This is a genomic window from Lactobacillus sp. (assembly GCF_051873315.1).
Classification (GTDB): Bacteria; Bacillota; Bacilli; order Lactobacillales; family Lactobacillaceae; genus Lactobacillus.
The window spans coordinates 1-12,648 of record NZ_JBJEES010000033.1; the positions used below are offsets into that span (position 1 = coordinate 1).

12 protein-coding genes, 1 tRNA gene and 1 pseudogene are annotated in these 12,648 nt (G+C 49.8%); all 14 read left to right on the forward strand.

All coding sequences use genetic code 11. The features are described 5' to 3' along the window. The first annotated feature begins 70 nt into the window (after positions 1–70). Positions 71–155: transfer RNA gene (locus ACI32D_RS01535), tRNA-Leu, on the forward strand. Between the two features lie 170 nt (positions 156–325). Continuing rightward, positions 326–1,495: a glycosyltransferase family 4 protein gene (locus tag ACI32D_RS01540; protein WP_439774905.1), complete on the forward strand. Its 1,170-nt coding sequence runs from the start codon at positions 326–328 to the stop codon at positions 1,493–1,495. Further along, the gene (locus ACI32D_RS01545; protein ID WP_439774906.1) at positions 1,488–2,537 is read left to right on the forward strand and encodes a glycosyltransferase family 4 protein; all 1,050 of its coding nucleotides are present in this window, start codon (positions 1,488–1,490) and stop codon (positions 2,535–2,537) included. Before ACI32D_RS01540 ends, ACI32D_RS01545 begins: the two co-directional genes overlap by 8 nt. Next, complete coding sequence (locus ACI32D_RS01550; RefSeq protein WP_439774907.1) at positions 2,530–3,543, forward strand: lysylphosphatidylglycerol synthase transmembrane domain-containing protein; 1,014 nt, start codon at positions 2,530–2,532, stop codon at positions 3,541–3,543. Before ACI32D_RS01545 ends, ACI32D_RS01550 begins: the two co-directional genes overlap by 8 nt. A gap of 19 nt (positions 3,544–3,562) precedes the next feature. Continuing rightward, complete coding sequence (locus ACI32D_RS01555) at positions 3,563–5,635, forward strand: LTA synthase family protein (RefSeq protein ID WP_439774908.1); 2,073 nt, start codon at positions 3,563–3,565, stop codon at positions 5,633–5,635. Positions 5,636–5,689: 54 nt separating this feature from the next. Then, positions 5,690–5,923 (forward strand): preprotein translocase subunit SecG, encoded by a 234-nt coding sequence (secG, locus tag ACI32D_RS01560; protein ID WP_002876914.1) that lies wholly within the window; start codon positions 5,690–5,692, stop codon positions 5,921–5,923. A gap of 67 nt (positions 5,924–5,990) precedes the next feature. Next, positions 5,991–8,360, forward strand: a complete 2,370-nt coding sequence (gene rnr, locus ACI32D_RS01565) for a ribonuclease R (RefSeq protein WP_439774909.1) — start codon at positions 5,991–5,993, stop codon at positions 8,358–8,360. 22 nt (positions 8,361–8,382) lie between these two features. Beyond that, a complete protein-coding gene (gene smpB, locus ACI32D_RS01570) occupies positions 8,383–8,844 on the forward strand; it encodes an SsrA-binding protein SmpB (RefSeq protein WP_003611142.1) in 462 nt (153 codons plus the stop codon). A 162-nt stretch (positions 8,845–9,006) separates the two neighbouring features. Next, positions 9,007–9,375, forward strand: coding sequence for a hypothetical protein (locus tag ACI32D_RS01575; protein ID WP_439774910.1), 369 nt, complete (start codon positions 9,007–9,009; stop codon positions 9,373–9,375). Continuing rightward, positions 9,375–9,851, forward strand: coding sequence for a hypothetical protein (locus tag ACI32D_RS01580; protein ID WP_439774911.1), 477 nt, complete (start codon positions 9,375–9,377; stop codon positions 9,849–9,851). The genes ACI32D_RS01575 and ACI32D_RS01580 overlap by 1 nt, the downstream gene beginning before the upstream one ends. Before the next feature lie 41 nt (positions 9,852–9,892). Then, positions 9,893–11,098 carry an ABC transporter permease gene (locus ACI32D_RS01585; RefSeq protein WP_439774912.1) on the forward strand — a complete coding sequence of 402 codons (1,206 nt, stop codon included), beginning with the start codon at positions 9,893–9,895 and terminating at the stop codon, positions 11,096–11,098. Next, positions 11,098–11,778 (forward strand): ABC transporter ATP-binding protein, encoded by a 681-nt coding sequence (locus tag ACI32D_RS01590; protein WP_439774913.1) that lies wholly within the window; start codon positions 11,098–11,100, stop codon positions 11,776–11,778. The genes ACI32D_RS01585 and ACI32D_RS01590 overlap by 1 nt, the downstream gene beginning before the upstream one ends. A 2-nt stretch (positions 11,779–11,780) precedes the next feature. Beyond that, positions 11,781–11,948 carry a hypothetical protein gene (locus ACI32D_RS01595; RefSeq protein ID WP_439774914.1) on the forward strand — a complete coding sequence of 56 codons (168 nt, stop codon included), beginning with the start codon at positions 11,781–11,783 and terminating at the stop codon, positions 11,946–11,948. Positions 11,949–12,212: 264 nt separating this feature from the next. Beyond that, positions 12,213–12,648: pseudogene (locus ACI32D_RS01600) on the forward strand (6-phospho-alpha-glucosidase); the annotation flags it as partial.

The window sequence follows — 12,648 nt, forward strand, 5'->3', positions numbered from 1 at the left end:
CTCAAAATCTGGTGTCCATTACGGACGTATCGGTTCGACCCCGATCACCGCTATTCAAGTTTAATATTACGGCGGTGTGGCGGAATTGGCAGACGCGTCAGACTCAAAATCTGGTGTCCATTACGGACGTATCGGTTCGACCCCGATCACCGCTATTGCTTGAAACGACTCCTCTTGGGAGTCGTTTTTGTTTTATCTGTCTCCTTTTCCCTTCCCCTTTTCCCCTGCCGCAAATATGTTTTATTCTTTGTATTTTGGTTAAGAAATTTGCACCTCTTTTGCCGATTCTCTATAATGTCTTTTAGTATGGAGGTAATGAGCGCACATGAATATCGGTTTGTTTACAGACACCTACTTCCCGCAAAACAGTGGGGTGGCGACGTCGATCAAAACCCTTAAAGAAGCTTTGGAGGCCCAGGGGCACAATGTCTTCATCTTTACGACTACTGATCCCAACGTTGACAAGGACACGGTTGAGGCCAACATCTTCCGCTTCAGCTCCGTGCCCTTCATTGGCTTCTCTGAGCGGCGAATTGCTTTCCGGGGTCTGTTTGAAGCAGTCAAGGTGGCCAAGGAAGTCAACTTGGACATCGTCCACACCCAGACCGAATTTTCCATGGGCACAATTGGCAAGTACGTGGCCAAGCAATTGGGCATCCCTGCCATCCACACCTACCACACCATGTACGAGGACTACCTGCACTATGTCTTAAATGGCCACCTGCTCCGGCCGGTCCATGTCCAGCAGTTTACCAAAAGCTACTTGAAGAACATGGACGGCGTCATCGCACCCAGCCAGCGAGTAGCGGCTTTATTGACCCGCTACGGGGTGGAAATCCCCATGCGGGTGATTCCTACCGGGGTTGACCTGGACGCCATCAGTGCCCCGGACAAGGCTGATCTGCGGGAAAAATTGGGGATTGCCCCGGATGCCCAGGTGATCATCACCCTGGGCCGGGTAGCCGCGGAAAAGAAGATTGACCGTATTCTCCGGGTCATGCCGGACCTTTTGACGGAATTCCCTAAGCTGGTCTTCGTCATTGCTGGCGATGGGCCAGACGTGGACGTTTTGAAAGAGCAAGTTGAACGCCTGACTTTGGAAGACCATGTAATTTTTGCCGGCAATATTCCTCACGACCAGGTCGGCAGCTACTATAAGATGGCTGACTTCTTCGTATCAGCCAGCGACACGGAAACCCAGGGGCTGACTTATATCGAAGCCTTGGGCAGCGGACGCAAGTGCGTGGTCTACAAGACCGACTACACCGACCAGGTCTTTGATGATCCGGCCTACGGCATGACCTTTGAAAGCCTGCGGCAAATGAAGGAAGAAATCGCGGCTTACCTGCGGCAAGGCCGGAAAGAAATTCCGCCGCAATTATTGGAAAAGAAGCTGGAGGAAATCTCAGCCAGCCACTTTGCCAGCGAGGTCTGCAAATTTTACCAGTACGCGATTGACAACTATCAAGTGAAAAAAGAGGGCAGCAATGATTAGAATCAACATGTTTTCCCAGGCGGACTCAGTCGCCGGGCAAGGGGTCGGGGCAGCCTACCTAGAACTGATCCGGCTTCTTCGGACCCACCTGGTCGATGACTTCTACGTGACCATCAACAAGTATGGCCGAAGCGACTTGACCCACTACCACACCATCAACCCGACCTACTTTGCCAACAGCTTCTCACCAGCCAGAGGCCGCAAGATCGGCTATGTCCACTTTTTGCCAGATACCCTGGAAGGGTCAATCAAATTGCCAGGAGTGGCTAAGAAGGTCTTCTACCAGTACGTGATCGACTTTTACAAGCGGATGGACCAGATCGTGGTCGTCAACCCGATCTTCATCGACAAGCTGACTGAATACGGCCTGGACAGAAACAAGATCCGCTATATCCCGAACTTCGTGGCCAAGAGCGAGTTCTATGAACAGACCCAGGCCAAGAAGAACGCCACCCGGCAGGAATTGGGCATCCCCCAGGACAAATTCGTCGTCTTCGGCGACGGGCAAGTCCAGGCCAGAAAAGGGGTCGACGACTTCGCCAAATTGGCGGAAGCCAATCCCGACTACCAGTTTATCTGGGCCGGCGGCTTCTCATTTGGCAAGATCACGGATGGCTATGACCACTTCAAGAAATTGGTCGAAAACCCGCCAAAGAACCTGACCTTTACCGGGATCATCGACCGGGAAAAGCTGGTTGACTACTTGAACATGGCCGACCTCTTTATCTTGCCGTCCTTTGACGAGCTCTTCCCGATGTCAGTTCTGGAAGCCTTCAGCTGCGGGACCCCGGTCTTGCTCAGAGACCTGGACCTCTACCGGGCCATCATCGATGGCTACTACCTGTCTGGCAAGGACTTTGCCGAAATGAACGAACAGCTGCGCTTCGCGGCTACTCATCCGGAAGTCCTGACCCGCCAGCAGGAGCTTTCCCGCAAGGCCAGCCAGCAGTACTCTGAAGACCACCTGGCTGAAATCTGGCGGGACTTTTACCAAGAGCAGTACCAGCTGGGCCGGGAATTGGGGCAGATCAGCTATGAATAAGAAAAATCTGTGGGGAGTTCTGATCGTCTTATTGATCAGCTCCCTTGTTTTATACTTTGACCTGCGGTCAACGCCAATGGCCACTTTAAAGGCGGCAGCCGGAGAGATCATTCCCTGGCGCCTGGCCCTAGTCTTTTTGGCCATGGCCTTGTCCTATGTCTGTGAAGCCTTGATCCTCCGTCTTTTGGCCAAAAGGCCGGGGACAGCCAAGCGGAGCTTCTGGTCTTATATGCGGATTCCACTCATTCAGGCCCTTTTCAACGGGATCACCCCGATGGCGACAGGCGGGCAGCCGTCGCAATTAGCGGCCATGGTGGAAATGGGCATGGCCGGCGGCCGGGCAACTTCAATTTTGATGATGAAGTTCATCTGCTACCAGCTGGTGGTCTTATTTGCCTACTTGACTGCCTTTATCTTTGGCTTTCACTTTGTGGCTGGCAAGTTCGCGGCTTTGGCCATCTTTATTTTCCTGGGCTTTGCCCTCCATGTTTTCTCAATCATCCTGCTCCTGTTAGCCATGTTCGCCCATGACTGGACGGTTAAGGCTGTTAAAAAGGTCATGAAGCTTTTGGGGCGGATTTTTGGCCAGGAAAGGGCCCAAGCTTGGGAGAAGTCGACTTTGGAGCAAGTGGAAAGCTTCTACCAGGAAAGCCAGGCCCTCAAGGCGGAGAAGAAAAAGCTCTGGGGCGTGGTGCTCCTAACGATTGGACAGCTTCTTTGCTACTACTCAGCTCCATACTTGACCTTGCGGGCGCTGGGCCAGCCGGTTGACTATGTCCAGGTGACCTTGATGACGATCCTGATCATCATGTTCATGGCCGTGATCCCCTTGCCTGGGGCCAGCGGCGGGGCGGAATTCAGCTTCCAGACCCTCTTTGCCAGCTTCATCAGCCAGCCGGGGGTGGTCGTTTTGGCCATGTTCTTGTGGCGGTTCGCGACCTACTTCTTCGGCATGATTCTCGGCATCTTTGGCTGGTCCTTCAAGCCGGCTAAGTTGCGGGACTGATTTTTTCGAGGTGAAAGAAATGCAGAAAATCAAGGCATTTGGGACCTGGCTTAGGACCTCCAAGAACGGCTTCTTTGCCCTGGCGGTCTTCGGCTACTGGCTCAAGTGTTACCTAATCTATCTGACCAAGTTTACCCTGGGGGCGACGGGGCCGATGCAGAACTTCCTCTTGCTCATCAACCCCATTCCGTCGGGGATGCTGATTCTGGGTCTGGGGATGCTGATGAAGGGGCGCAAGTCCTACTGGACCATGATTGTCCTGGACTTTCTCTTGGCCACCTGGCTTTTTGCCAACATCCTTTACTACCGGGAATTCTCCAACTTCCTCTCTTTCTCTTTGCTGCAGAATTCGGGCAGTGCTTCGGAGAATTTGGGCAAAAGCATTGCCGGCATCCTCAAGGGCAGTGACTTTTTAGCCTTCGCTGACCCCTTGATTTTGCTGGGGCTTTTATTGGGGAAATTTTTCAAAATGGACCTCTACGCCCAGTCCTGGAAAAGGAAGGTCGCGATTGAACTGACGGCCCTCATCTTGATGGGGGGCAACCTCCTTTTGGCCCAAAAGGACCGGTCAGGGCTGCTCACGCGGACTTTTGACAACAACTACATCGTCAAGTATTTAGGGATCAACGAATATGCCCTTTATGACGGGATCAAGACGGCCCAGACCAATGCCCAGATGGCCAATGCCAAGGTGTCGGATTTGAGCTCGGTCAAAAAGTACCTCAAGGCCAATTACGTTCAGCCAAACTCAGCTTATACGGGCGCAGCCAAAGGGAAAAACGTCATCGTCATCCACCTGGAAAGCTTCCAGCAGTTTTTGATCGGCTACAAGTGGAAGGGCAAGGAAGTCACGCCTAACTTGAACAAAATCTACTATTCCAAGCATACCCTGGCTTTTGACAACTTCTTCAACCAGGTGGGGCAGGGGAAGACTTCTGACGCGGAACTGATGCTGGAAAACTCCCTCTTCGGGGTCCAGTCCGGCTCAGCCATGTCGACTTACGGGACCAGCAACACTTTTGAATCCATGCCGGCCATTTTAAAGCAAAAGGGCGGCTACACTACCGCCGTCATGCACGGGGGGACGGGGTCCTTCTGGAACCGGAACAATGCCTACAAGTCTTTTGGCTACGATTATTTTGCTTCCTTGAACTACTACCAGTACCAAAACAGCTGGTACTTGGGCTACGGTTTAAAGGACAAGATCTTCTTCAAGCAGTCGGCCAAGTATATCTCTGAACTGCCCCAGCCTTTTTACCTGAAGATGATCACGGTCACCAACCACTATCCATATACCCTGGACAAGCAGAACCAGTCGATCAAGAAGACCACGACCGGTGACAACACGGTTGACGGCTACGTGCAGACGGCCCACTACCTGGACCAGGCGATCGGTGAATTCATGACCTGGCTGAAGAAGACCGGCCTGGACAAAAAGACCCTCTTGGTCTTCTACGGAGACCACTACGGGATTTCCAACAACCACAACGAGGCCATGGCCCAGCTGACCGGCAAGAAAAATTACGGTGAGTTCGACGACCAGCAGCAGCAAAGAGTGCCGCTCATGTTCTACTCAAGCAACTTAAAAGGCGGCATCAAGCATACCTATGGCGGGGAAATCGACGTGATGCCAACCCTGCTCAACCTGCTGGGGATCAAGAGCAAGGACCTGATTTTGTTTGGTCATGACCTTTTAAGCAAAAAGAACCCGCAAGTCGTGGCCCAGCGAAACGGGAACTTTATTACCCCGGTCTACACCAAGGTGGGGAGCAGCTACTATTACACTAAGACGGGCAAGAAGGTTACGAATGCCAAGGAAAAGAAGGCCTGCCGCTTGATCGCCAACCAGGTTTTGACCCAGCTGACCCTGTCTGACCGGGTCGTCACCGGGAACTTGCTCCGCTTCTACCACCCATCCTGGTTTACTCCGGTCAAGACCAGTGACTATGACTACAACAAGACCGACTCTTTAAAGAAGCTGGAGGAAGCCGGAAAGAGCAAGACCAGCTTAAAGAGCCAGCTGGGCAAGAAGGACGCAGAGAAGCTTTATAAAACTGACGCGCCTGAACTGAAAAAAACTAAGACAAAGTAAGTCTATCTATGATAGAATAGTAAAGTAATTGTAGAATAAATTGGAGGCAGTGCATTGTACAACTTTATTATGACGCTGTTGATCATTGTTTCAGTGCTGATCATTATTGCGACAATGATGCAACCACAGAAGCAGCAAGATGCCTTGAACGCTTTGTCAGGCGGTGCCGTCTTTAGCGGCCAGACCAAGAAGCGGGGCTTTGAAGCCTTTATGGAAAAAGTGACGTCAGTTCTACTGGTATTATTCTTTGCTTTTTCGATTATTTTGGCAATCCTGTCTTCTAAATAATCATTAACCTCCCGATCACTTGCTTGATGGGAGGTTTTTTTTAACGAAAATACAGATGGAGAAAATAATGGCGCAAAATGAGACTGTATTGGCGGGCGTGCTGGAGATCTTCCGGCACAATCCGCAAAAGCAATTCAGCGTTGACCAAATTGAGCGGCAGGCCCGCCGGGACCGCTTGGGCAACTTTACCGACCTGGTCAAGGCCCTGGCCTACCTGGAGCAGGAAAAGCAGATCATCACTGATGGCAACGGCCGCTACCAGCTGGCCCAGGAAAATACTGAAGTCGAAGGGGTCTTCCGGGCCAACGACAAGGGCTTTGGCTTTGTCCGCTTGGATGATGAAGAAGCCGATGACGTGTTCATCAACTCTGACGCTACCAAGCTGGCTTTAGACGGGGACCGGGTCAAGGTCAAGATCACGGCCGGCGGTAACCCTTGGAACGGAAAGGGGCCGGAAGGACAGGTTGAAGAAATCCTGGAGCGCGGGGCCAGCAGCATTGTCGGCGAATACACGCCTTTAGAAGACCTGCAGGTCAAGATCAGCCACTTTGCCGGCTACGTGATTTCAACTAACAAGAAGTTCAAGAAGTACCGGGTCTATGTATCGGAAAACGGCTTGATTCCGCAAATGGGGGACATGGTCAAGGTATCTCTGAAGACCTACCCGACTGAAGACTTGCCAGACCAGATGACCGGGGCAGTTGTCGAAATCATCGGTAACAAAAATGACCCGGGCGTGGACATCATGTCCATCGTGGCTGAACACGACATCCGGACTGAATGGCCAGAAGATGCCTTAGAGCAGGCCAATGCCATCCCGGACCACGTAACTGAAGAAGAAAAGCATGAACCAGGCCGGCGTGACATCACTGACCAGCCGGCCGTCACGATTGACGGGGATGACTCCAAGGACTTTGACGACGCGGTCGTTTTGTGGAAGCTGGACAACGGCAACTACCACCTGGGCGTTCACATCGCTGACGTGGCCCACTATGTTAAGGAAGGGACTCCTTTGGACCGGGAAGCTTTTGCCCGGGGCAACAGTACCTACTTGGTCGACCGGGTTATTCCGATGCTGCCGTTCAGACTGTCCAACGGGATCTGTTCCTTGAACGAAGGCGTTGACCGTTTGGTTCTGTCCTGCGACATGGAAATCACCCCGGAAGGTGAGCGGGTATCTTACGATATCTACCCGGCCTTGATGCGGTCCCACGGCCGCTTGACCTACAACAAGGTCAACCAGGCCTTGCGCGGCGACGTGCCGGACAGCGACTTGGAAGACAAGTATGTCAAGGTGCGGCCAATGCTTAAGGACATGGCGGCCTTGCATGAAGCCCTGTATAACCAGCGCCACGCCCGGGGGGCCATCGACTTTGAAGAACCGGAAGCCAAGATCATCGTGGATGAAAAGGGCAAGCCGGTGGACATCGTCCTGCACAGCCGGGGGACGGCCGAAAAGATGATCGAATCCTTCATGCTTTTGGCCAATGAAACGGTAGCGGAAGCCTACTACAGGAAAAAGGTGCCTTTCCTTTACCGGGTGCACGAGACGCCGGAAGCTGACCGGATCACCAGATTTTTTGAATTCTGCAGTGCCTTCGGCTTGAACGTCAAGGCAGATCCAAACGACATCAAGCCGCTGGACTTGCAGAAGGTGGTTACCAAGACTTTGGGCACGCCGGAAGAAGCGGTTGTCCAGATGATGATGCTGCGCAGCTTGAAGCAGGCCCACTACTCAGAAGATCCGCTGGGTCACTTCGGGATCGCGGCCAAGTACTACACCCACTTCACTTCCCCGATCCGCCGGTATTCAGACACCATGGTCCACCGGATGATCCACGCCTACCTGGAAGAAGGGACGGGCGAGGAAGTCAAGGAGCACTTTAAGGAAGAACTGCCTGAAGTAGCTGACCAAACTTCAACTCAAGAACGGCGGTCAATCGACACGGAACGGGCAACTAACGACTTGAAGATGACCGAATACATGGCTGACCAAGTTGGCAACAAGTTTGACGCGGTCGTTTCATCAGTCACCAGCTTTGGGATGTTCGTTCAGTTGGAGAACACGGTGGAAGGTTTGATCCACATCTCCAACTTGAAGGACGACTACTACTCATACGATGAAAAGACCATGACTTTGACCGGCCGGGCAACCCACAAGAAGTATAAGGTAGGGATGCCGATCAAGGTTGTCTTGACCAATGCTAATGTTGAGCAGCACCAGCTGGACTTTGAAGTTTACGATCCAGATGCCAAAAAGCGGCCCCACAATGACCGCGGGATGGGCAGAAGAAACGGGGACCGGAACTTCAAGGGCCGGCGCAATTACGGCGGCCGCGACAAGAGCGGTGACCGGCGCCACAAGCCGAGCCGCAACAACCGCGGCCAGCGGCTGGGGCAAAGCGAGCGAGGCAGCCGCCGGCGGCCAAACCGTTAATATGTAAGCGGGAGGATTTTTTATGAAACAAAAAGCCAAGGATGAAAATGTCCTCGCGCAGAACCGGCAAGCCCGGCATGATTATTTCATTAAGGATACCTATGAAGCCGGGATTGCTTTGACGGGGACGGAGATCAAGTCAGTCAGAGCCCGGCACGTGACCTTGCGTGACGGCTATGTGCAGATCATCAACGGGTCGGCCTTCTTGGAAAATGTTCATATCGATGAGTACAAGGAAGGCAACCGCTACAACCATGATCCGCTGAGAAGCCGCAGATTGCTTTTGCACAAGAAAGAAATCGCCAAACTGGCCGATGTGAAGGCCCAGAAGGGGATGACCATCGTGCCGCTCAAGGTTTACTTGAAGCATGGCTTTGCCAAGGTTTTGATTGGCGTAGCGCAGGGTAAGAAGGAATACGACAAGCGCGAAACGATCAAGAAGCGCGACCAGGACCGGGAACTGCGCAGAAAATACAGAATTTAGGAAATCCGCCGGAAGGCGGATTTTTTGTTTGTCTTATGAAAATCATCCCTATATCTACATACGAATAAAATGATTACAAAAAATATTGAAAAAGCATTTAAGTGGTTGTAAAATGAATGTGAGAAAAAGAACAGGCACGAATCTAGAAAGAGGTTTAGAAAAATGAAAAGTAAGAAAAAAATGACAACTCTATTTTTTACCATGCTGACTGCATTAGCGTTAGTTCCAACTGCGACTGTATTAGCTGGTACTACTAAGTTTGGGACTGCTCACCGTGGTGCTTGGAGTACTGAAACTATGCAAATTCACTACAGTGGCGGCGTATTTTTCTACCCACATTATGCTACTCATACTCATGTGGGTTATGCAAAATATACTAGAAATGGCAAGACCATTGCTTCAAAGTGGACAACCTATGTGAAAAACAATTCAAAGTATTCAAGCAAGACTAAAATTGAAGCCAATGTAAGTTGCTGGGATACTTTGAATCCAACCGCACCTAAGACAAAGTTCCATTACGGATTTAATTGATGAAAAAATTGACAAGAAATCCTTTCAGCCTTTTAGCGTTGATCGGATTGTTACTAGTTGAATATCTCAATTTTCTTTATTTAGCGGTTTTCAGCTTGGTAAGTCAAAAAGCGGCGAATGCTCGGGTGAATTGGGCGATCAAGAATCTGTTGGAAGATTCTGTCAGTTCTTTCTCAATTCTCGCTTTTGCCAGTATCGCCTCGCTTTTGGTGATCTACCATTTATGCAAAAAAGGGCAAAAGGAAAGAAGGATTAGAATTATCGTCGGTTCAACTTGCCGAGAGCAGTATTCGGTAGGGGAGATCATGATTTTTCTGGCTGATCTGCTGACCTTTGTCTTGGCATTTTTGGGAATGAGATATTTGACTGGTCAGAACGAAGGAGGAGCTTTGCGAGAATTTGTTTTAGCCAGTATGTTGCATACCGTGGTTTTACTGCTGTGGTGGCCGCTTTTGGTTAAGGTGATTGATCGCTAAGGCAAAGCCAAGTGTATTTTGAATTTATAAGAAACGTTTTTTTGAAGAAACTGGTCTTGACTCTGCTGACCTTATTGTGCCTAATTTCGTTTGGCTTCATCAGCTATCACTTGCTGCGGTCAAACTTATACGTCCTAAACAATGAGCGTAGTTTGCAGACCTTGGTGAAGCGGAAAGTGTATGTTGGCAATGACCAGTCGACTGGGAAGCAGTTCAGCCAGAATTTTAAGCAAAAGAATCTGGCTAAAACTAATGCTCACGCACGTAAAGTTTTTGCTTATCTGGATAAAAATTACCACTATTCTTTGAGATGGTCTTTCGACTCAAACTTGAATAATGGTGATTCCGTCAGCATCGATACGGTTAATAGCAACTTCTTCAAGTTTTATCTGCTTCACATCGCGGCGGGTCGTAGCTTTAATTCAGCTGACTATAAGAGTAGCAGCTACTACATTCCTGTTTTGGTTGGGGCCAATGTCGCCAAAAGCCAGCCTTTAGGTAGCAAATTTACTGCAGTAAACTCTTCTTCCGGGAAAAAAGAACATTACCAGGTGGTGGGCGTCTTGCAGCAAAACGCGAACTTGCCTTCAGTGTATTTGCTTGACAATCAAAATTATTTGAATAACACCATCATCCGCCCGTTAAGAAGGGCTGATAAAACGAATTTGACTGCTGCGCAGTTGCTTGCCGCGGCCCAGGACTTGATTGTTTTTGACAGCAGCCGGGCAGAACTGGCCAAGTTGACAGGCAAATTCAACCAAGGTGACTTTTTCAAGATCCGTTTTATTTCAGTTGAGAAAAATATTTCCGACTTCTATGACAGCTATAGAGGTACTGCCATTATGTTTGCGATTTTTTCATTGGCAATCATGGTGATTGCAGTTCTGATAATCGTTTGGAACACGTGGAACTGTTTGAGTGAGGAACAGAGTGAGATTGCGTTAAGAATTTCGTTAGGTATGCGGCAAAAGGACGTACTAACAGCAGCAATCATCTATCAACTGGTAATTGACATTTTAGCAATCGTACCAGTATTGCTATATGCAGGTTCTTATTCTAAAATGCTGGCTGACAGCTCGGTTGGGAGCAGTTCGCAGATAGTGTTGAATGGCTTGCTGCCAAGAGCTGAAACAGTAAGCTTGCTGATTTCTTTTGTCTTGATGCTTTTGATTACTATTCTGGCCATTGCTTTAGTAGCTGCTCACTTTAACGGGAAAACACTCGCGTTGCGGATGGGAGACGAATAATGTATTCGGTGAGAATTACAGAGCTTGAAAAAGAATTTAACAATGGCAGGAAGATTTTTTCCGGATTAAATCTGGAACTTGAAGAATCGTCTTTGACTGCCTTGGTTGGCGCGTCAGGCGAAGGAAAAACTACTCTTTTGAACGTGATCGGTCTTCTGGATACGGATTACTCCGGGCAAGTTGAATTGTTTGGTCAAAAAGTCAACGAGCTTAACCAGACTGAAATAGCTCGCTTGCGTAATCAGCAAATTGGTTTTATCTTGCAAGAGCCCTTGCTGATCAAAAATATGAGCGTTAGGGACAATATTTTGCTGCCGACTGTTTACCTGGACAAATCACTGCGCAAGAGCAAAGACCACTATTTGGAAAGAACTGAAAAGCTGGCTGAGCAACTGGGCGTCAGCCAAGTTTTAAGCCAAAAGCCGGCAACCTTGTCAGGCGGGCAAAAGCAGCGGGTGACCGCGATCCGTGCCTTGATCAATGATCCGCAGCTGATTTTGGCGGATGAGCCAACCGGATCGCTGGATGAAGAAAACGCGGAAATTATCATGAACCTGCTGAAACAGCTCAGCCGGGAAGGGAAAACCGTCTTTACGGTTACGCATGATTCGCATATTGCCAGTCAGCACGACAAAGTGCTGCAGCTTAAAAATGGAAATATTACTGTAAAGGAGAATTAACAATGGGTTTTTGGATGATGCTTTTGTCTGGCTTGATTGGTCTGGCTTTGGTAATCTACGCTTTCAAAAAGGATCTGCCAAAGGGGCAAAAGATTGCTTTTTGGGTGATCGGCGCCGTTTTGCTGATCTTCGCTGTGGCCTTGGCTCTGCCAAATGGCCTGCAGCTTTAGTTAACTAAATTAAGTCAATCGCGAGGTACTGGCAAGACCAGTGCCTTTTTTCTTTGCAAAAATTCTTCCAGCTTGCTTTCCGAAATATTTTTCGCCCTTGCGAAATACTTTTCTCAATCTGAAATATGGTCCGTTGTTTTCGTAAACGCTTTACATATCTGGAAGCGGTGCCATAATTAAAGTGTAAGCTAGCTCACGGGAGGTCGGGGCGCCTGAAAGGCCCTATGTGATGAAACAATGTCTTTTGTAAGGAGCAATTGATTTATGTCAGACAAGAAATTTTCAGTAGTTATTGCCGGCGGTGGCAGTACCTTCACCCCTGGCTTTGTCATCAGTCTCTGTGCCAACCAAGACAAGCTTCCCCTGCGGAAACTGAAACTGTACGACATTGATGCTGACCGGCAAAAGAAGATCGGTGATGCCTGCGCCATCATCGTCAAGGAAAAGGCACCGCAAGTCGAATTCGAATATACGACTGACCCGGAAGAAGCCTTCACTGACGTTGACTTCGTCTTGGGCTCAATCAGAGTCGGCAAGTACGAAATGCGCAGCCAGGATGAAAAGATTCCTTTGAAGTACGGGGTCAACGGCCAGGAAACTACCGGCCCCGGAGGCATGGCCTACGGCCTGCGGTCAATCCCGGCCATCATTGAAATCATCGACTTCATGGAAAAGTACTCGCCAAACGCTTGGATGGTCA